This window comes from Nocardia caishijiensis NBRC 108228 (genome assembly GCF_001612825.1).
Classification (GTDB): domain Bacteria; phylum Actinomycetota; class Actinomycetes; order Mycobacteriales; family Mycobacteriaceae; genus Nocardia; species Nocardia caishijiensis.
The window spans coordinates 100447-124090 of record NZ_BDBE01000025.1 but is presented as its reverse complement, the minus strand read 5'-3'; the positions used below and the strand labels follow the sequence as shown (position 1 = coordinate 124090).

1 pseudogene is annotated in these 23644 nt (G+C 71.5%); it reads right to left on the bottom strand.

The window, feature by feature from the left end:
• Nucleotides 1-157: 157 nt before the first annotated feature.
• Nucleotides 158-23587 (bottom strand): annotated as a pseudogene (locus tag NC7_RS30050) (non-ribosomal peptide synthase/polyketide synthase); the annotation flags it as partial.
• Nucleotides 23588-23644: the final 57 nt, after the last annotated feature.

The window sequence follows — 23644 nt, the reverse complement described above, 5'->3', positions numbered from 1 at the left end:
CTTCCGCGAGCGGGGTGCAGGCACGACGGCCGACCTGGCGATTCTATGCGCCACCCGCCCCCGCCCCCGCATCGACCCTCGCCACCGCCGGGCGCGGGTGCGGCGCCGGGCCGCCCGCATCGGGTGTGTCGAGAACCTGGGCGATGCGGGCGAGCGCGTGCTCGTCGGTCATCGCCCAGTGGGTGGCGTCGATGCGGTGACAGATCACGGCACCGTCGACGACCGGTGCCCAGGTGGCGGCACCGTGTGTTCCGGTCGGGTCGTCGACGGTGGCCGCGAAGTACACCAGGTCACCGTCGAAGCGGTGGGGGCGATAGTCGTCGACCATGCGCATCGACGCGTGCGCGGCGTCGATGATGCGGGCGACGCGGGCGCGGTCGAGCGCGGCCAGCGGTCCGCCGAGACTCGCGGCGGCGGCGGTGAGTCCGTCGATGCCGAAGTCGAGGTCCGCACCGGCCAGGCCACCGAGCAGGTCGCCGACCGTCGGGGCCGGGGTGTCCTGCGGTCCGTCGCCGAGCCAGCTGTCCATCATGGCCAGACGCGCGACCTGTTCGCCCTCGGCGCGCAGACCGGTGGCGACCGCGTGCGCGAGCAGTCCACCGAGCGACCAGCCGAGCAGGTGGTACGGCCCCTCGGGCTGCACCGACCGGATGGCGTCGATGTAGCGCCGAGCCCAGGTGTCGATGCTGTCGGGCAGCGGTTCGTCGGCGGTCAGTGCCGGTGATTGCAGACCGTAGACGGGCCGTTGCGGGTCGAGGTGTCGGGTCAGTCCGGCGAACGACCAGGACAGGCCACCGACGGGGTGGATGCAGAACAGCGGTGCGCCGGTGCCGCCGGTGCGCAGGGGCAGCAGGACGGCGAAGGCATCGGTCTGCTCGTCACCACGCAACCGCTCGACGACGACCGCCGGGGTGGGGTCGGTGAAGAACCAGGCCACCGGTACCGGGGTACCGAGGGTTTCACTCAGGCGCGCGGCCAATCGGACGGCGGTCAGGGAGTTGCCACCGAGATCGAAGAAGTTGTCGTCCATCCCGATTCGGTCCAGGTCGAGGACCCGGGCGAATTCCGCGGCGACCCGCTGTTCGGTGTCGGTGACGGGCGCCCGGTAGGTGGTCTGACGCAGATGCGGGACCGGGAGGGCGCCCCGATCGAGCTTGCCCGAGGTGTTCACGGGGAACGCGTCGAGTTCGACGATCACCGACGGCACGAGGTAACCGGGTAGTTCGGCGGCCAGCGCCGACCGGATCGTAGCGCTGTCGAGCGCCGAGACACCTTGGGCCACCTGGGTTGCCGTGTCGACCGAGCCGGTGGCAACGATGTATCCGACGAGGCGGTCGGCACCCGCGCCCGGCACCACGGCGGCTGCTGCCCGCGCCACACCCGGTTGCCGGGACAGCACAGCTTCGACCTCGCCGAGTTCGATGCGCTGACCGTTGAGCTTCACCTGCAGATCGGATCGGCCGACGTATTCCAGTGCGACATCGCCGGTTCCACCGCGCAGCCGAACGAGGTCGCCGGTGCGGTACATCCGCGCGCCCGAGGCCCCGAACGGGTCGGCGACGAACCGTTCGGCGGTCAACGCCCCCGCACCGACATAACCGTGGGCGAGCTGGGCGCCACCGACGTACAACTCACCGACCACACCGGGCGGCACCGGCCGCAGTCGGGCGTCGAGCACGTACAGACCGGTGTTCCAGACCGGTGTGCCGATCGGCACCGTGACAGTGTCCCCGTCGGTGACGACATGGGTGCTCACCTGTACGGCGGTTTCGGTCGGCCCGTAGAGGTTCACCACCTCGGCACCGGTGGCGGCCCGCACCTGCTGGGCGAGAGCGGCGGGCAGCGCTTCACCACCGGCGAAGATCCGTCGCAGCGAGGCGACGGTGTTTCCGGTGCCTCGGTCACCAGGCGACCGAGACAGCGCCGCCGACGAGTCGGTGACGACGACCTCCGCGCTGTCGTCACCGGGCGCCCGGCGGACCACGACCTCCGAGCCGCCCCCGACAGCGCCGATCTGCGCGAGGTAGGCGGCCAGCAGCGTCGGTGCGAATTGCACTGTGTCGATCCGGTGTTCGGCGATGAGAGCCGACAGGTACGCCGGGTCACCGTGGCCGCCGGGACGCGCGATGACCGTCCGGGCACCGACACGGGGACCGAGGAACAGCTCCCAGACCGAGGCGTCGAAGGTGATCGGGGTCTTGTGCAGCAGCGTGTCACCGGCGGCGAAGCCGAATTCCTGTGCCAACCAGTCGAGTTGGTTGACGATCGCCCGGTGCGGCACCCCGACACCCTTGGGCAGCCCGGTGGAGCCGGAGGTGAAGATCACGTACGCGGTGTGTTCGGGACGCAACGGGTGGGTGCGTTCGCGATCGCCGACGGGTTCGCCGGACAGTCCAGCCAGCTCGACGTCGTCGAGCACGACCACGTCGATTCCCCGACCCGCCGAAGTCGGCAGGTCCGCGTGGTCGCGCCGCGTGGTGAGCAGGATGGCGGGGCGGGCGATGTCGAGAATGCGATCGATGCGTCCGGCCGGGTGGTCGGGGTCGACCGGCACGTAGGTACCACCGGCGACGATCACCGCGTACAGCCCGACCAGCAGGTCGATCGAGCGACGCGCCGCCACCGCCACCGAGGTGTCGGGGCCGACGCCGAGCGAGAGGAGATACCGGGCCGTGCGATTCACCCGGTCCGCGAAGTCGCCGTAGGTGACGCTCGTCGTGCCGTCGATGAACGCGACGGCTGTCGGTGTCGCCGCGACCTGCCGGTAGAAACCGTCGGCCACCGTCTCGGGCACGAGCACACGGGCTGTGTCGCACCAGCTTTCGAGGAGTCGGTGGTCGGGCCCGGTCAGCAGGTCGACATCACCGACGGCGACCCGCGGGTCGCCGGTTACCGCGTCGAGGACGCGCACGTACGCCTCGGTCATCCGGTGGGCCGTGGTGGCGTCGAACAGATCGGTGGCGTAAGTGAGCCGCACCGAGCAGCCGCCCTCGGCGGTGCCCGCCAGGACGAGGTCCAGGTCGAACTTGGCGACCGGCACGTCGGCCTCGACAGCGGTGACGGTGAGGTCGGGCAGCACCACCTCGGTGGGCGTGGCGTCGAGGTTCTGGAACGCGAGCATCACCTGGAACAGCGGGCTGTGCCCGGCCGAGCGCACCGGGTCGAGGACGTCGACCAGGCGTTCGAAGGGCACGTCGGCGTTGTCGAACGCGTCCAGATCGACCCGCCGAGTTTCGCGCAGCAGTGTGGCGAAGGAGGCCGCCGGGTCCACCGCGGTGCGCAGGACCAGGGTGTTGACGAACATACCGACCAGGTCGTCGAGCGCGGCGGCACCGCGACCGGCGACGGGCGTTCCGATGGCGATGTCGCCCGCCCCGCTGAGCCTGGCCAGCAGCACGGCCAGTGCCGCGTGCGCGACCATGAACTCAGTCGCCTCCGTGCGCCGCGCCACGGCGGTGACGCGCTGCCAGAGTGCCTGCGGCACGGTCGTTTCCACGCTCGCGCCGCACTGGGAGGCGACGGCGGGACGCGGCCGGTCGGTCGGCAGCTCGAGCAGCGGTGCGAGCCCGTCGAGTTCGCCGCGCCAGAATCGCAGCTGCCGGGCCGCCGGGGATTCGGGGTCGTGTTCGCCGCCGAGCACGGTGCGCTGCCACAGGGTGTAGTCGGCGTACTGGATCTCGAGCGGCGCCCAGCCCGGTGCGGTGCCCGCGCGGCGGGCGAGGTAGGCGGCGGCGGTGTCGCGCAGCAACGGTCCGGCGGAGAAACCGTCGGCACTGATGTGATGGATCACCACCACCAGCACCACTTCGTCGGCGGCGCAGCGCAATACGCGCACCCGCACCGGCGGGGCGACGGTGACGTCGAAGCCGCGGCCGATCTCGGCGGCCACGATCGAGGGCACCGCGATCGGATCGACGGTCTCCACCACGGGAGTCGGTACGAACTCCCACACGGCCTGGTGACCGATGCCGTCCACGGCCGGGTAGGCGGTGCGCAGCACCTCGTGCCGGTCCAGTACATCGGTGACGGCGGCGGCCAGGGCGTTGGCGTCGACGTCACCGGTGAGCCGCACCGCGATCGGGATGTTGTAGGCGGCCGAGGCCGGATCGAGCCGGTTGAGCAGCCACATGCGCTGTTGCGCGGCCGAGAGCGGAATCCGTTGCGGGCGAACGGCTGCCACCAGAGCGGTTCCCGCTCCACTGCCGACGTGGGTGGCGAGCAGCTCGGCCAGCCCCGCGACGGTGGTCGCCTCGAACAGGGTGCGCACCGGTACACGGGTGGACAGTGCCGCGCCGAGGCGGGCGGCGACGCGGGTGGCGACGAGCGAGTTGCCGCCGAGGTCGAAGAAGTCGTCGTCGAGGCCGACCTGTTCGCGGCCGAGCACCTCGGCGAACACCTGGGCCACGGCCAGCTGCACCGGGGTGACCGGTGCCCGGAACGGGCGGGCCACGAACTTCGGGGTCGGCAGCGCCGCGCGGTCGAGCTTGCCGGAGGTGTTGAGCGGGAACGCGTCGAGCACCACGACGACCGAGGGCACCATGTACGACGGCAGGACACCCCCGACCGCTGTGCGCAGCGCGGCCGGGTCGAGTTCGGCACCCGGCTGCGGCACCGTGTAACCGACGAGACGGTCCCCGGTCGGACTCGGCGACACGACCGCCGCGGCCTGCCGTACCCCGGGCAGCGCACGCAGCGCCGCTTCGATGTCACCGAGTTCGATGCGCTGCCCACGGAACTTCACCTGGAAGTCACGCCGGTCGAGGTAGACGAGCACACCGTCGCGGGTCCAGCGGACGAGGTCGCCGGTGCGGTACATCCGCTCGCCGGGCGCACGGAACGGGTCGGCGACGAAGCGGTCGGCGGTGAGGTCCGCGCGGCCGAGGTAGCCCCGGGCCAGCTGATCGCCCGCGAGGTACAGCTCACCCGCCACCCCGGGGGCGACCGGGCGCAGCCGGTCGTCGAGCACGTACACGCGGGTGTTCCATTCGGGCACACCGATCGGCACGGTCGGCCCGGTCGCGTCGTCGGCGGGCCAGGCGGTCACCGAGACGGCCGCCTCGGTCGGTCCGTACAGGTTGTGTAGTGCCGCATTGGATTTCGTCCGGAACGCGGCGACCGTGTCCGGCGTGAGCGCTTCGCCGATGGCGAGCACCAGACGCAAGCCGGCGAGCTGGTCGGCCTCGGCGTGCGCGGCGAACACACTCAGCATCGACGGCACGAAGTCCGCCACCGTGACGCGCTGTCGCGCGACGAGTTCCGCAAGGTACAGCGGGTCCCGATGCCCGTCGGGCGTGGCGAGCACGAGCGTCGCCCCCGCCGCGAGCGGCACGAAGTACCCCCACACCGACAGGTCGAAGGTCGCGGCCGACTTCTGCAGGTAGACATCCCCCGCGCCGAGCCGGTACTGCTCGATCATCCACGCCACCTGGTTGCGCACCCCGGCGTGGCTCATCGCCACACCCTTGGGCCGCCCGGTCGAGCCGGAGGTGAACAGGACATAGGCGAGGTGTGCGTCCCGCAGCGGCGCCCGGCGTTCCGCGTCGTCGACGGTCTGGGCCCGGTAGCGCGTCAGGTCGAGACGGTCGATGTGGACGACCCGCATCCCCACCGACGACGCTGCATGGTCACCGGGCGAGGAGCCGCCGAGAGCGTCGCCGTTCAGGGTGGCGGCAGACGACGCCTGGCCACCGGGCACAGAACCGCCGAGGCCGTCGCCCTTCAAGGTGGCGGCCGACGCCGATACCGCGTGGTCGGCAACCGAGAAATCGCCGAGGCCCTCGCCGTTCCGGGCGACAGCCGAGGACGAGGCCTGGCCACCTGGCAAGGAACCACCGACGCCATCGCCGGTGCGAGTGGCGGCCGACGAGGACGCGGCAGTCACCGTGGTCGTAGGCACGGCCGTATCCGGGGTGACCGCGCCGATGTCGAAGCGGTCGAGGGTGGTGGTGAGAACCACGTGGGGGCGGGCGGTGGTGAGGATCTGGGTGACGCGGTCGGCGGGATGGTCGGGGTCGATCGGCACGTAGGCGGCGCCCGCGGTGAGGACCGCGTACATCGCGACGACCAGGTCGACCGAGCGGCGCATGGCCAGGGCGACCAGGGTGTCGGGGGCGACGCCGTCGGCGATGAGGTGGCGTGCCAGGCGGTTGACCCGTGTGTCGAGCTCGCCGTAGGTGAGGTGTTCGTCCTCGGCGATCAGGGCCGTCGCCTCGGGGCTCGTGGCGACGTGGCGGCGGTACGGAGTCAGCAGTGTCGCCGCCCGGTCGATCGCGTGGTCGGTGTCGTTCCAGTGGTCGAGGATGCGGGTGCGTTCCTCGGCATCGAGGATGTCGATGCAGTCCACGGGGGTCCGAGGCGCCGCCGCGACGGCGGTGAGCAACCGTTCGAGGCGGGTGGCGACGGCAGCGGCGGTGTCGGGATCGAACACGTCGGCGGCGTAGGTGAGGACACCGGAAACACCGGCTGCCGCACCGTCGTCGGTGTAGGCGTCGCTGACGATCAGGTGCAGGTCGAACTGCGACAGCTCGCCGTCGGTGTCCAGGCCCGACACGGTGATGCCGGGCAGCTCGAGTTCGGCGCGTTCGAAGTTCTGGAAGGAGAAGCCCACCTGGAACAGCGGGTGCCTGGCCGTGGAACGCGCCGGATCGAGCACCTCGACGAGCCGTTCGAACGGGACCTCGGCGTTGGCGAACACCGCGAGGTCGGTGGCGCGCTGGCGGATCAGCAACTGGCGGAACGATTCTCCCGACCGCAGCCGCGTGCGGAACACCAGCGTGTTCACGAACATGCCCACGAGGTCTTCGAGCGCGGCCTCACCGCGTCCGGCCACCGGGGTGCCGACGGTGATGTCGGTGCTGTTCGACAGCCGTCCGAGCAGGGCGGCGAAGGCGGTGTGCACCACCATGAACAGCGTCGCACCGCAGTCGCGGGCCAGCTCGGTGAGCCGGGCGTGGGTGGCGGCGTCCAGGGTGACCGGCACCGTGCCGCCCGCCAGGGTCCGCACGGCCGGGCGTGGCCGGTCCAGCGGCAGCGCGAGTTCGTCGGGTACCCCGGCGAGCTCGGTGCGCCAGAAGTCGAGCTGGCGGGCGGCCACCGAATCGGGGTCGGTCTCGTCGCCGAGCACGGCTCGCTGCCACAGCGCGTAGTCCGCGTACTGCACCGGCAGCGGCGCCCAGGTGGGGGCGGTGCCGTCGCGACGGGCGAGGTAGGCGGTCATCAGGTCGCGCACCAGCGGCGGCACCGACGACCCGTCGGCACTGATGTGGTGCACGACCAGGGCCAGCACCGCGTCGTCGGCGTCGAGGCGGTACAGCACGACCCGCCACGGCACGCCCTCGGTGACATCGAAGGTGGTCGCGGCCAGGGCCCGCACCGCGTCGGCCACCTGGTCGGCGGCGATGTCGCGGATCTCCAGCGCGACCCCGGCCTCAGCCGCCGCGAGGATGCGCTGCACGGGGCCGTCGGCAGTCTCCGGGTAGTAGGTGCGCAGGACTTCGTGGCGGTCGACCAGGTCGTCGACAGCGGCGGACAGTGCCTCGGTGTCGAGCACGCCGCGCAGCCGGACGGCGATGGGCACGTTGTAGCCCACCGAGTCCGGGTCGAACCGATTGAGGAACCACATGCGCTGCTGGGCGGGTGAGAGCGGAACCTCGGCGGGCCGCTCCCCCGCCGTCAGCGCGCGGCGCGCGGTGCCGATCTCGGCATCGAGTGCGGCCGCGAGCGCGGCCACCATCGGCGCCTCGAAGACGCGGGCCACCGGCACCTGCCGGTCCAGTGCCGCCCCGAGCCGCGCCGCGACCCTGGTGGCGATCAGCGAGTTGCCGCCGAGGTCGAAGAAGTCGTCGTCGGCGCCGACCCGCTCGACACCGAGCACCTCACCGACGATCTCGGCCACCAGCATCTCGGTGGCCGTCGCGGGAACACGGAACTCCCGTGCCGTCAGCTCGGGGGCGGGCAGTGCCCGTCGGTCGAGCTTGCCCGAGGCGTTCACGGGCAGTGCCGCGAGGATCACGAACGCGCTCGGCACCATGTAGGCCGGAAGAGCCTCGCGCAGAGAGGTTTTCACACGCTCGAGGTCGATGCTCACCGCGGCGTCATCGCTGCTGTCCGTCGCGGACGAACCGGCCTGCGCGGGCACGAGGTAGGCCGCGAGGTAGGCGCCGGTGCCGTCGTCGCGCACGGTCACCACCGCACGATCGACAGCCTCGACGCTCCCGAGCACGGCCTCGATCTCGCCCAGCTCGATGCGCAGGCCGCGCACCTTCACCTGGAAATCGGTGCGGCCCAGGTACTCCAGCTCGCCGGAGCGAGTACGGACGACGAGGTCGCCGGTGCGGTACATGCGTTCGCCCGGCGCACCGTAGGGGTTGGCGACGAAGCGGTCGGCCGACAGGTCGGGGCGGCCGAGGTAGCCCCTGGCCAACTGCACCCCGGCCAGATAGAGCTCGCCGGGGGTGCCGACGGGCACGGGTCGCAGGCGGGCGTCGAGGACGTGCAGTGCGGTGTTCGCGATCGGCGCGCCGATCGGCACGGTGACGGTGTCGGCGTCGGTGACCTCGTGGAAGGTGACGTCGACGGCGGCCTCGGTCGGGCCGTACAGGTTGTGCACGGCCACACCGGGAATCAGCGCGCGCAGCCGCTGGGCGTCGGCGGCGGGCAGGGCCTCGCCGGAGGCGAAGACCTGACGCAGCGACACACACTCGGCGGAGCGTGATTCGGCGAGGAACGCGGCGAGCATCGACGGCACGAAGTGCGCCACCCGCACACCGGTGCGGGTGACGACCTCGGCCAGGTAGGCGGGGTCACGGTGCCCGTCCGGGCGGGCGATCACCAGGGTGGCACCGATCTGCAAGGGCCAGAACAGTTCCCACACCGACACGTCGAAGGTGATCGGCGTCTTCTGCAACACGGTGTCGGCCGGGGTGAGCCCGTAGGTGTCCTGCATCCAGACGAGTCGGTTGACGATGGCGGTGTGGCTCACCGCCACACCCTTCGGCTTCCCGGTCGACCCGGAGGTGAACAGCACGTACGCCAGGTCGGCGCCGCGCACCGGGCGGAGGCGGTCGGCATCGGTCACCGGGCAGGTGTCGAATCCGCCGAGCTCGAGGTCGCCGGGATCGACGGTGCGCGTGCCGGTCTCGGGGAACCCGGGCGCGGCCAGCACACAGACCGGGGTCGCGGTGGCGAGCACGTCGGCGATCCGGTCGGCCGGGTGGTCGGGGTCGAGCGGCAGGTAGGCCGCACCCGCGGCCTGCACCGCGTAGAGCGCGACGAGCAGGTCGATCCCGCGCCGCAGCCCGACACCGACGACCGCACCGGGTCCGACCCGTTCCCCGATCAGCCATCGAGCCAGCCGTGCGACGCGATCGGCGAACTCGCCGTAGGTGATGCGTTGCCCCTCGAAGTCGAGGGCGACCGCGTCGGGTGTGCGCCGTGCCTGGTCGGCGAACATCGACACGAGGGTCGCGTCGGTATCGAAGGGTGTGGTGGTGGAGTTCCAGGCCGCGAGCCGGGCCCGGTCGGTGTCGTCGAGCAGGTCGATCTCACCGACGACGGACGCGTCGTCGGCGACAACCGCCCGCAGTATCCGGACGAAGCGGGCACCGAAGGCGGTGACGGTGTCGGCGTCGAACAGATCGGTGGCGTAGCGCAACCACCCGCGCATCCCGGATACGCCGTCGGCGGCGATTTCGTCGACAGCGAGGGACAGGTCGAACTGGGTGGTCGCGGCGGGCAGCGCGAACTCACCGATCCGCAGGCCCGGCAGTTCGATGACGGTGTCGTCGCGGTGCTCGAAGGCGAGCATCACCTGCACGAGCGGCGCGTACGACGTGGAGCGCACGGGATCGAGGTCGTCGACGAGCTGTTCGAACGGCAGGTCGGCGTGCGCGAAGGCACGCAGATCCGCCTCGCGCACCGTGGTGAGCAGGTCGGCGAACGACGCGCCCGCGTCGACCGGGGTGCGCAGGACCAGGGTGTTGACGAACATGCCGACGAGGTCGTCGAGAGCGGGGTCGGCGCGTCCCGCGACCGGCGTGCCGATCGCGATGTCGTCGCCCGCGCCGTGCCGTGCCAGCAGCACCGCGAAGGCCGCGTGCACCACCATGAAGGTGGACACCGCGTGCCTGCGGGCCAGCGCCTCGATCCCGGCGACGACCTCGGCGGGCACCTCGAACCCGACAGCGGCGCCCTCGCCCCTGCGGGCAGCGGGACGCGGCCGGTCCGTCGCCAGTTCCAGCACCGGTGCCAGCCCGGCCAATTCGGCCCGCCAGTGCGCCGACTGTCGTACCAACCGCGACCGCGGATCGTCGGCTTCACCGAGCACGGCACGCTGCCACAGGGTGAAATCCGGGTACTGCACCGGCAGCGGCTCCCAGTGCGGCGCCGTGCCCGCCGTGCGCGCCGCGTACGCGGCGACCAGGTCGCGGGCCAGCGGGGTCACGGACACGCCGTCAGCCGCGATGTGATGCACGGCAAGCACGAAGACGTACTCGGAACCGTCCGCCGAGCGGTCCGACGCGACATCGAGAGGGCGCAGGAGGGCCGCGCGCAGCGGCGGCTGGACGGTCAGGTCGAAGCCGACACCGACAACGGCACGCACCGCGTCGGCGATGCCCGCTTCGGTGACCTCCTCGAGCACGGCGGCGGGCATGACCTGATCCACCGGGAGGACGACCTGGGTGGGGCCGTCGGCGTCTTCGGGGAAGACGGTGCGCAGCGCCTCGTGGCGGGCGAGCACATCGGCGAGGGCGGCCCACAGGGCGGCGGTGTCGAGGTCGCCGGTGAGGCGCAGGGCGATGGGCAAGGTGTAGACAGCCGAATCCGGGTCGATGCGGTTCAGCAGCCACAGCCGGGTCTGCGCCAGCGACAACGGGATCCGCTCGGGGCGCGGGTGCGTCGCCACCAGCGGTGCGAGCTGTTCGCCGACGGTGGCGCGGGCGGCCAACCCGGCCACGGTCGGTGCCTCGAACACATCGCGGACGTCGAGCGCACTGCCGAGCGCCGCGTTGGCGCGGGCGACCAGTCGCATGGCCAGCAGCGAGTTGCCGCCGACGGCGAAGAAGTCGTCGTCGGCACCGAGGCGGGCCACCCCGAGCAGGTCGGCGATCACCTCGGCGAGGGCGGTCTGTGTGCCGGGGCGTGGCGCCACGTAGGCGGTGGTGGCCGACAGGTCGGCGGCGGGCAGGGCGGTGCGGTCGAGTTTGCCCGCCGAGTTCAACGGCACCGTGTCGAGCACCACGAAGTGGGTGGGCACCATGTAGGCGGGGACGCGGCTCGCCACGTGCTCGCGCACCGTCGTCGCGTCGACGGCACCGGCCACGTAGCCGACCAGGCACTGGCGGCCCGCGTCGTCGGTGGCGGGCAGGACGGTCGCGTGCGTGACACCAGGTGCGTCGCCGAGCGCGGCCTCGATCTCGCCGAGCTCGATCCGCAGGCCGCGGATCTTGACCTGGAAGTCGTTGCGGCCCAAATAGATCAGGGCACCGGTGCGGTCGCGGCGCACCAGGTCGCCGGTGCGGTACATGCGGGTGCCGTGCGCGCCGAACGGGTCGGCGACGAAACGGTCGGCGGTCAGATCGGGTCGGCCGAGGTAGCCGCGGGCCAACTGGGCGCCCGCCAGGTACAACTCACCCGCGACTCCGGTGGGCACCGGATGCAGCCGTTCGTCGAGGACATAGGCGCGCACGTTCCAGGTTGGCCTGCCGATGGGCAGTTCGGTCTGCTCGACCGGTGCGGTGATCTCCTGGAACGTGCTGGTGATCGCCACCTCGGTCGGGCCGTAGGTGTTGTGCAGCTCGACCGACAGCGTGGCCAGCACGGTCGCCGCGAGCGGGGCGGGCAGCTCCTCACCACCCACGTGCAGCATCCGCAGCCCCCGCAGGGCGTCGCCGAGGCCCTCGGCCAGCATCGCCGACAGCACCGACGGCACCAGTTCCACCACGGTGACACGCTGTTCGCGCAGCACCCGCGCCTGATAGGCGAGGTCGAGGTGCCCGCCGGGACGCAGCAGCACCAGGGTGGCGCCGAGCAGGGCCGGGGCGAGCAGTTCCCACAGCGACACGTCGAAGGTGAGCGGGGCGCGCTGTAGCAGCCGGTCGTCGGCGGTCATCGCGTATTCGCCACGCAGCCAGCACAATTCGTTGACCACCGCGCGGTGTGTGATGAGCACACCCTTGGGCAGACCGGTGGAGCCGGAGGTGAACAGGGCATACGCCGGGTGGTCCGGTCGTAGCGGTGCCAGGCGTTCGGCGTCGGTGACCGGGGCGCCCGAGACCGGTGCCTGCGCGGGGTCCTCGAGCTGGGCGAGGGTGAGCACGGGGAACCCAGACCGTGAGGCCGCCGCGAAATGGACCGACGCGGTGGCGGACCGGATGCCCGCGTCCACGTGGTCGAGGTCGCCCGCCGCGGCCGCGACGACCAGGCGCGGTGCCGCCGTGGCCAGCACGTGGCCGATGCGGTCGGCGGGCTGGGCCGGGTCGATCGGCACGTACACGCCACCGGCGGCGAGCACACCGTGCAGCACGACGAGCAGGTCGATCCCGCGCGGGACGGCGACGGCGACCGGGGTCTCCGGTCCGACACCGCACGCGATGAGCCTGCGGGCCAGCCGGTTGGCCCGGGCCGCGAGCGCGCCGTAGGTGATGTCGGTGTCGTCGAAGACGGCGGCGATCGCCCGCGGATCGCGCGCGGCCGACGCATCGAGCAGACGAGCAGCCAGCGGGACATCGATGCCCAGCTCGGCCAGTTCCGTGTCGAGCGCGATCACCTCGCCGTGCGGGCCCCCCAGCAGCTCGGCACGGGCCGGTGCGGGCAGCAGCTCCAGGTCGCCGACGGCGGTGTCGGGTGCGTGCACGGCGGCGCGCAGCACGAGTTCGAGCATGGCGGCCATCGCCACGACGGTGTCGGCGTCGAAAAGGTCGGTGGCGTAGCGCAGTTCGAGGTCGAGGCCGTCGGGTTCGCCGTCGGCGCCGAACCGGTCGACGAAGGTGAAGTCCAGATCCACCTCGATCGGCGCATCCGGCAGTTCGAGCCCGGAGAGGGTGAGCCCGGGCAGTTCGAACGCGGCCCGCCGCTGATTCTGCAGGGCCAGCGACACCTGATACAACGGGGAATAGCCCTGCGAGCGCGCGGGATTCACGGTGTCGACGAGGGTTTCGAAGGGGACGTCGGCGTTGTCGAAGGCATCGAGGTCATCGGCGCGGATCTGGTCGAGCAGCGCGGCGAACCCGGTCTCGCCGCGCACGTCGGCACGCAGCACCAGCGTGTTGACGAACATACCGACGATGTCGTCGAGTTCGCGGTGCCCACGCCCGGCCACCGGGGTGCCGACCACGATGTCGGATCCCGCCGACAGCCTGGCCAGCAGCACCGCGAGACCCGCGTGCAGCACCATGAACGTGGTCGCCCGGCGCGCCCGAGCCAATTCCGTGATCCCCCGGTGCAGCTGCGCGTCGAGGGTGGTGGTGAACGTGGCGCCCCGGTTCGAGGCGACCAGCGGCCTGCGCCGATCCGTCGGCAGGGTGAGGACGTCGGGCAGTGCGGCCAGGCGGTGACGCCAGTAGCCGAGTTGGCGGGCCAGCGGGGCGTGCGGGTCGTCGACGCTGCCGAGCCCCTCGGTCTGCCACAGCGCGTAGTCGGCGTAGTGCACGGTGAGCGGCGGCAGTTGCGCGACTCCGCCCGAGACGCGGGCGGCGTAGGCGGCCACCAGATCACGGGTGAGCGGGGTCATCGACCAGCCGTCGGCGGCGATGTGGTGCACGACGAGCACCAGCACGTGCTCGGTCGGCGACACCCGCAGCAGGGCGACGCGCACCGGCACCTCGGTGGTGATGTCGAAACCGCCCGAGAGCACCTCGGCCACGGCACCGTGCACATCGGCGGCGGCCACCTCGGTGACGGGGAGGTCGGGGACCACCGGCTCGCCGACGAGTTGTGTTGCCCGACCGTCGAACTCGGGGTAGGTGGTGCGCAGGGTCTCGTGCCGGTCGACCAGGTCACCGAGGGCGCCGCGCAGTGCGGTGAGGTCGAGGTCGCCGCTGAGGCGGATGGCTACGGGGATGTGATAGGCGGCGGAGTCCGGGGCGAAGCGGTGCAGGAACCACATCCGCTGCTGGGCGGGCGACAACGGAATCCGTCGCGGGCGTTGTGCGGCCACCGGTCCGCGCCTGCTTCCGGTGCCGCGCACCGTGTCCAGGCGCCGCGCCAAACCGCCGACGGTGCTGTCCTCGAACAGTTCACGCACCGCGACCCGCGCGTCGAGTGCCGTCCCGAGGCGGGCCGTCACCTGGGTGGCCAGCAGGGAGTTGCCACCGAGGGCGAAGAAGTCGTCGTCGGCGCCCACCCGGTCCAGTTCCAGCACGGCGGCGAAGGTGGCGGCGACGATACGTTCCGTCGTCGTCACGGGCTCCCGGTAGCCGGTGCGTCGCGCCTCGGGCGCGGGCAGTGCCCGTCGGTCCAGCTTGCCGGAGGCGGTGAGCGGCAGTTCGTCGAGGAAGACGTAGGCGCCGGGCACCATGTAGGCGGGCAGGCCCGCGGCGACAGCGGCATCGAGCTCGGCCGGGGTAGGCCCGCTCGGGACCGCGCCGCCGACGATGTAGGCGACGAGTTGGTCCGGCTTGCCGTCCTCGGAGCGGACGACGACCACCGCGCGGCGAACACCGGGCACCGTGGTGAGGGCGGCTTCGATCTCGGCCGGTTCGATGCGCAGGCCGCGCAGTTTCACCTGGAAATCGGTGCGGCCCAGGTAGTGCAGAGCGGGACCGGTGGCGGTGGTGCGCCAGGTGACGAGGTCACCGGTGCGGTAGAGGCGCTCGCCGGAGCCGAAGGGGTTCGCGACGAAGCGTTCGGCGGTGAGATCGACGCGGCCGTGGTAGCCGTCCGCGAGTTGGACGCCACCCACGTACAGTTCGCCGGGCACACCGGCCGGAACCGGATGCAGGCGCGAATCGAGCACGTACACAGAGGTTTCGGCGACGGGGGAACCGATGGGGACGGTGGCGCCCGGGTCATCGGCGAACCGGTGGGTGGTGACCTGGACGGCGGTTTCGGTGGGCCCGTACAGATTCACCACCGCAGCGCCGGTGCGGTCGCGGACGGTGCGCGCCAGGTCGGCGGTGAGTGCCTCGCCACCGGCGAAGACCAGCCGCAGCGAGCATGCACCGCTCACGACGCGGTCGGGGGAGGCACCCTCCTGGGCGCCAGCGGCACGGTCGATGCAGATACCCGTCCGGGTACCAGCGGCACGGTCGGTACAGGCATCCGCCGGGGCGCCCGCGGCCATGACAGCGGTCAGCACCGACGGCACGTATTGCACCACGGTGACCCGGTGTCGGACGGTGGCGGCGGCCAGGTAGACCGGGTCGCGGTGGCCGTCGGGCGTTGCCAACACCAGTTTCGCGCCGACCTGCAAGGGCCACAACAGTTCCCAGACCGAGGCGTCGAAGGTGAACGGTGTCTTCTGCAGCACCACATCGTCGGCACCGAGCGGGTAGGTGCTCTGCAACCATCGCAGCTGGTTCACCACCGCACGGTGGGACACCGCGACGCCCTTGGGTCGACCGGTCGAGCCGGAGGTGAACAGCACATAGGCGAGGTTCTCGGGACGCAGTGGGGCGCGGCGCTCGTCGTCGGTGATCGGGTCGTCGGACAGCGCGGACAGGTCGAGGGTATCCACCTCGATCACCGACTCGCCAACTCCCACACCGGTTCCCGCGACGGTGAGCACACACACCGGTGCCGTCTGGTCGAGCGCGTACGCGGTTCGCTCGGCCGGATGATCCGGGTCGACGGGCACATAGGCCGCCCCGGCCGCCAGCACAGCGTGCACCGCGACCAACTGCTCGACGCCACGCCGCATCGCCACGGCCACCCGCGAACCCGGGCCCGCGCCGAGCCCGATCAGGTGCCGGGCCAATCGAGTGACGCGCCCCCCGAACTCGGCGTAGGTGAGTCGCACCGACGCCGAACCCTCGACGGTCAGCGCGCTGTCGGTGGCGGTGGCGGTGGCGATGCCGGTGGCGGCGGTGGCCGTGGCCGTGGCCGTGGCCGTGGCCGTGGCGACGGTGGAGGTGGTGGTCGACACCACACCGACCGTCTCCGGACGATCCGCAGCGCCCATTTCCCCAGGCTCGGCATCGAGGATGACAGCTGTCGCGTCAGGCTCGGCGGCGACCTGCTGGGCGAACAGGGAAGCCAGGGTGGCGGCGGCTGCGTCGCGATCGCCGAACCGTGTTACCAGGGCAGACGCGACAACGGAGGTCGCCGGAAGGGCAGCGTCAGCCTCGACCCGATCATCGGACTGCGATACCGACGCGGACGCGATACCAGAGCTCTCCGGGAGGCCAGCGTCGGACTCGACCCGACCGCCGAACCGCGATACCGAGGCAGACGCGACAGCAGAGGGCGCCGGAAGGGCAGGGTCGACTTCGGCGTGGTCGGTCGGCTGTGTCACCTGCGCGGAAACAGTCGCAGAAGGTCCGATACCGGTGGCGAGCAGATGCGCGCGTTCTGTGTGGTCGAGAAGGTCGATGTCACCGACCGGGCCTGTGGGATCTGTCAGCGCGCTGGTGAGGGTGCGGAGCAGACGGGTGGCGAAACCGGCGACGGTCGCCGCGTCGAACAGGTCGGTGGCGTAGAGGAACGCACCGGAAAGTCCAGCGGGCGAACCGTTCTCGTCGCGGTGTTCGGTGAGGGTGAGTTCCAGGTCGAACTTGGCGACGGTGGTCGGCAGGTCGACCCCGCCGACCGTCAGACCGGGCAGGGCGAGTTCGCGCGCGGTGTCCTCGTTCAGCGACAGCATCACCTGGAACAGCGGATTACGGGCCGTGGAACGCACCGGATCGAGCACCTCGACGAGCCGTTCGAACGGCACATCGGCGTGCTCGAACGCCGCCAGGTCGGTGTCGCGAACGCTCGCCACCAGCTCGGCGAACGGTGTCGCGGGCGCCACCTCGGTGCGCAGCACCAGCGTGTTGACGAACATGCCGACCAGATCGTCGAGTGCGCGATGACCACGCCCCGACACCGGCGTGCCGATCGCGATGTCGGTGGTCGCCGACAGACGCGCCAGCAACACGGCGAAGGCCGCGTGCACGACCATGAACACCGTCACCCCGTGCGCACGGGCGAATTCGGCCAGTGCACGGTGGGTCTCGGCGTCGAAGTCAAGGGCGTGCACCGCTCCCCCGCGTGAGGCGACCGCGGGCCGCACCCGATCGGCGGGCAACTCCAGCTGCTCCGGCAACCCGTCCAGCGTCCGACGCCAGAACGACAGTTGCTGCGCGGCAACCGATTCGACATCACCCGCGGCCCCGAGAACCGCGTGCTGCCACACCGCGTAATCGGCGTATTGCACACTCAACGGCGCCCAGGCCGGAGCCTCACCGGCCGCCCGCGCCCCGTACGCGGCGAGCACGTCCCGGATCAACGGTCCGAACGAAAACCCGTCGGCCGCAATGTGATGCAGCACGATCAGCAGCACATACTCGGTGTCACCCGAGACACCCGAACTCCGCTGCCCCGCCTGCGCCACCGACCGCGCCACCCGATCGTCGAGCCGGTCTTCGACATACGCGTTGTCACCGTATGCCGCGGATTCTGCCGACGCGGGCAGCCCACCGCCCTCGGACTCCGCGTCCCGATGACGCGGCGCTGCGACAGCATTCAGGCGGTCGTCAGAAAGCATGTGCCCGCCGGAGCGCACCGACGTGCTGGTCGGCTCGGGCTTGTCTGTCGCTCGCGCGGTGTCGCGCACGCGGAAGAGGGTGACGCGGAGGGGGGCGTCGGTGGTGAGGTCGAAGCCGGTGGTGGCGACGGTGCGGATCGCGGCGGGGAGAGCGTCGGCCGCGAGGATCTGGGGGTGGATATCGGGGAGAAGGCCGGGGGCGGGCAGGATTTCGGCGACCGCGTGGCCGTCGCGTTCGGGGTAGCGGGTGCGCAGGACCTCGTGGCGGTCGAGGACATCGGCGAGGGCTGTGCGCAGGGCGGGAACGTCGAGATCACCGGTGAGGCGCACGGCCATCGGGATGTTGTCGGCGGACGAACCGGGATCGAAGCGGTTCAGGAACCACATTCGCTGCTGGGCCGGGGACAGGGGCAGCGGGTCCGGGCGCACACCGGCGACCAACGCGGGACCGGCACCGGTGCCGCGCAGCCGATCGGCCGCGGCAGCCAGGGCACGCACCGAGGAGGTGTCGAACAGTTGCCGCACCGGGATGCGGATGTCGAGGTCCGTACCGATCCGGGCCATCACGCGGGTGGCGAGCAGCGAGTTGCCCCCGAGCTCGAAGAAGTCGTCGTCGCGGCCGACCCGGTCCACGCCGAGGACCTCGGCGAACGCGTCCGCCACCACCTGCTCGGCGTGGGTGGCCGGTGCACGGTAGGCGGCGGCCTCGAACACCGGCGCGGGCAAGGCCGAACGGTCCAGCTTGCCGACCGGGGTCAGGGGCACCGCGTCGAGCGTCAGCACCGCGGCGGGCACCATGTGCGTTGGCAGGTGCGCGGCGGCATGCGCGAGCAGCTCGGCGGTGTCGACGATCGACCCGGGCGCAGGCACCACATAGGACACCAGCAGGGTCGCACCCGCGTCGGTGCGGTGCCCGATCGTCGCGGCGAATCGCACCGTCGAGTACTTGGCGAGGACCGCGTCGATCTCGCCGAGTTCGATCCGGAAACCCCGAACCTTCACCTGGAAGTCGTTGCGCCCCAGGTATTCCAGGTCGTAGGACGCACCGCGACGCACCCAACGGACGGTGTCACCGGTGCGGTACATCCGCTCCCCCGGCCCGCCGTACGGGTTGGTGACGAACCGGCTCGCGGTCAGCGCCGGCCGACGGTGGTAGCCACGCGCCAACTGCGCGCCCGCGATGTAGAGCTCACCGACGACACCGGCGGGCACCGGGCGCAGACGCTCGTCGAGCACCAGTTCGGTGGTTCCCTCCACGGGCGCGCCGAGGGTGATCGGTGTGGTTGCGGTGAGTGGTTCGCTGATGTTGGTGACGATCGTGGTCTCGGTCGGCCCGTACCCGTTGCGGAACACCAGCCCCGGAATCGCCGCCGTCCAGCGCGCCACCAGCTCCGCCGGACACGCCTCACCACCCACCACGACGACCCGCAGCTGGTCGAGCCCCACCGGGTCGACCGTCGCCAGCGCCGACGGCGTGATGACCACATGCGTCACCCGCTCCACCCGCAGCAGTTCACCCAGCTCCGCCCCGCCGAAGACGCCGTTCGGCGCGACGACCATGGTGGCCCCGGCGCTGACGGTGAGCAGCAACTCGGCCACGGAGATGTCGAACGACGGCGAGGCCACATGCAATACCCGGGCGTCCGCCGCCGCCCGATACCGCCCCGCCTGCACCGGCAGGTAGGCGGCGACCGCCGCGTGCGGAATCACCACACCCTTGGGCAGACCGGTGGTGCCGGAGGTGTAGATGACATAGGCCGGGTCCAGCGGGTGGAGTCGACGCGAACCACCCGACACCGATTCCGCGGCGTCATCGCTTGGCGGCATGGTCGACTCGGCGACATCAGGAGTGATGCGCGGCGGACTGCCAGCGCACACCTCGGGGTCGACGACCAGCCAGTTCACGGTGGCGGGTAGGTCGCCGAGCACATCGGCGGTCGTGATGCCCGCGGCCGCACCGGAATCGGCGAGCATGTGGGTGATGCGGTCGGCCGGGTAGGTGGGGTCGACCGGGAGGAACCCCGCGCCCGCTTCGATGACCGCCCACACGGCGGTGACCGAGGCCGCCGAGCGCGGAATGCTCACGGCGACGACATCTCCGGGGCCGATGCCGGTAGCGGACAGCCGGGCGGCCAGGTCGGTGGCGGCGGCGGCGAGCTCGCCGTAGCTGACGGTCCGGTCGCCGTCGCGGATGGCGACGGCGACCGGGTCGGCCGCGGCACGGGCCAGTACTTCCGGCAGTAACGGTGCGGGCTCGGCGACACCGCCGGTGCGGGTGGTGAGTTCGGCGAGTTCGGCGTCGATCAGCAGCGGCAGATCGGCTACCGAGGTCTGCGGGGTGGCGGCGATCGCGGAAAGCAGACCGAGGAAACGGCGCGCCATGGCCGTGACCGTCGAGTCGTCGAACAGATCTGTGGCGTAGGAGAATTCGCCGGACAGACCAGCTGCGCCCTCGTGCAGCGTCACCGACAGGTCGAACTTCTCGATGTCGTAGGGCAGGTCGACGGCGGTGGCGCGCAGGCCGGGCAGTTCGAACGTGGTCGCGGGCAGGTTCTGCAACGACAGCGCCACCTGGAACAGGGGGTGTCGACCGGCCGAACGAGCGGGCGCCAGGACCTCGACGAGCCGTTCGAAGGGCAGGGTGGTGTGGGCGAAGGCGGCCAGGTCGTCGGCGCGAACCCGACCGAGCAGATCGGTGAACGGTTCCGCGGCGCGCACCTGGGTGCGCAGCACGGCGGTGTTGACGAACATGCCGATCACATCGTCGAGTTCGGCCGCACCGCGCCCGGCGACCGGGCTGCCGATCGCGACGTCCGCGTTTCCCGACAGGCGAGCGATGAGCACCGACAGTGCGGCATGCAGAACCATGAACAGCGTCGCCCCGTGTTCGGCGGCAACAGCGTTCAGCGCCGCGACGAGGTCCGCGTCGAGCGTGAATTCGACCCGCTGTCCGCGCAGCGAGGCAGTCGCCGGGCGAGGCCGATCCGTCGGCAGCCCCGACTCGTCCGGCAGCCCGGCCAGCGCCGACCGCCAGAACGCGATCTCGCGGCTCGCCTGCGACGCCGGATCGTCCTCTTCGCCGAGAACGTCCCGCTGCCACAGCGTGTAGTCGGCGTACTGCACCGTCAGCGGCTCCCAGTCGGGCGCCGCGCCACCGGTGCGAGCGTGATAGGCCGCCATCGTGTCGCGCACCAGCGGCCCGGCGGACCATCCGTCGGCCGCGATGTGGTGCACCACGAGCACCAGCACGTGGTCCCCGTCGACCTCGAACAACCGCACCCGAACCGGCGGCGCCACCGTCACATCGAAGCCCTGCAGGATCTCCGCCGCGAGCACGTCCCTGAGCCGTTCTGCCGCAACAACAACCGGCTCCAACAGCGCCACACCAGCGCCTTCACCACCGGCCACACCGGCACCGTCGCCGCCCGAGACCGCACCACGCTCCGCGGCCGCCGCACCGAGCACCGGTTCCGCACTCGCCGCACGACCGGCGACCGACACGACACCGGCACCACCATGGGCCCGCGCCCCGGCAGATGTCGAGCGCGCCGACTCGGCCACCAGCAGCGTGTAAGCCTCGGCGGGCTCGAGCACAACCTGGCTCCCGACCCCGTCGACCTCGGGGTAGACGGTTCGCAGCACTTCGTGGCGGGCGATCAGATCGCCGACCGCCGCGCGCAGAGCGGCATGATCCAGCGCACCGGACAGCCGCACCGCGATCGGGATGTTGTACGCACCGGTGGCCGGGTCGAAGCGGTTCAGGAACCACATCCGCTGCTGGGCAGGCGACAGGGGCAGCACGGCGGGGCGCGGTCCGGCGGCGAGTGTCGGCCGGTCGTCGGCGGCACCGGCGTCGATCAGTGCGGCGAGCACAGCGACGGTGGGACTGTCGAAGAAGTCCCGAACATCCACGCGCACACCGAAACCGGCGTGCAGGCGGGCGATGGCGCGGGTGGCGATCAGCGAGTTGCCGCCGAGCCGGAAGAAATCGTCGTCAAGGCCGACGGTCTCCACGTCGAGCAGTTCGGCGAACAACGCGGCCACCGCGCGTTCGGTCGTGGTGACGGGTGCGCGGAACTCGGCCGCCGCCACACGGAAATCGGGCTCGGGCAACGCTTTCCGATCCAGCTTGCCGCTGGCATTGATCGGCATGGTCGGCAGCTGCACCAGCAGCGACGGCACCATGTACTCCGGCATCGACGCCTTGGCATGGGCCACCAGTTCGGCCTCGTCGAGGAGTTCTCCGTCGACACTCACCACGTACCCGACCAGCGCCGCACCGGCCGCGTGCCGGTGCAGCACCACCGCGGCATTGCCGACGCGCGGATGCGCGGCCAACACCGCCTCGATCTCGCCCAGCTCGATCCGCAGACCACGCAGCTTCACCTGGAAGTCGCTGCGCCCCAGATACTCCAGTTCGACACCGCCGGGCAGCTGCCGCACGAGGTCACCCGTGCGATACATGCGTTCACCGGGTTCGCCGTACGGGTCGGCGACGAACCGGTCGGCGGTCAGGCCGGGCCGGGCGACATAGCCGCGGGCCAGCTGCACACCGGACAGGTACAGCTCGCCGACCACCCCGGCGGGCACCCGGTCGAGGTTCTCGTCGAGCACGAGCAGCCCGGTGTCGTCGGCGGGCCCGCCGATCGGCACCGACACCTCGTCGGCCTCGGTCACCTCGTGCGCGGTGACGTCGACCGCCGCCTCGGTCGGGCCGTACAGGTTGTGCAGGGCCGTCGCCGACAGCTTGCGCAGGCGCGCGGCGGTCGCGGCGGGCAACGCCTCACCCGAGGCGAACACCATGCGCAGCGACGACAGGTCCGCAGGCGACTCGTGCTCGGCGAGTTCGCCGACGAACGCGGCGAGCATCGACGGCACGAAGTGGGTCACCGTCACGCGATGCCGGGCGATCAGGTCGGCCAGGTAGGCGGGGTCACCGTGACGGCCGGGTTCGGCGACCACCAGCCTGGCACCGACCTGCAAGGGCCAGAACAGTTCCCACACCGACACGTCGAAGGTGTAGGGCGTCTTCTGTAACACCACGTCGGCTTCGGTCATCACGTAGCCGCGCTGACGCCAGTCCAGATTCGCCACGATCGCGGCGTGCGTCACCGCCACACCCTTGGGCCTGCCGGTGGAACCGGAGGTGAAGATGACGTAGGCGAGGTTTCCCGGCTGCGGCGGGGCCGTCACCGGGGCAGGTGTCGACGACCAGTCGATGTCGTCGGTACGCAGCACCGGCGCCCCGCCGAGATCGGGTTCGTCGCACGCCCGTGTCACCACGACCACCGGCCGGGCCACCTCGAGCACATAGTGCAACCGCTCCACCGGGTGATCAGGATCCAGCGGCACATAGGCCCCACCCGCCCGCACGATCGCGTGCACGGCGACGATCAACTCCACACTGCGCCGCATCGCCAACCCGACCAGCGCCTCCGGACCCACACCGAGCCCGACCAGTTGCCCGGCCAGCACCCGCACCCGGGCATCGAACTCGGCAAAGGTCAGCGTCTGGTCACCGAACTGCACGGCCACCCGGTCAGGCGTGCGGGCCAGCTGCTCGGCGAACCGGTCGACCAGCGTCGTCCCGACCGCGGGCGCCTCCAGACCGAGGACGCTCATCACGTCGGCGGCCAGTGTGGTCAGCAGCTGCCCGAACGTGCCCTCGGCCGCGTCCACCACCGTCGGGAACAGCTCGGCGAGCACGACCTGCACGAGGGTCTCGGGATCGAGCGCCCCGCCGGTGAGTTCCGCCATCAGTGTGAGCCGCGCGTCCAGCTCCGCGTAGGACACCGAGCCGCCGTCGAATCCGACGGCGCGCCGTTCCGGTTCCATCGCCGCGACCGTCGCCACCAGCGCCGCCAGCTGATCGATCTGCGCGCACGCCGGAGTGGGGTTGGTCATTGCAACACTGCCTTCCATCTACCGGCCACGGGTAACGCCACGCAGCCGCGAAAAACT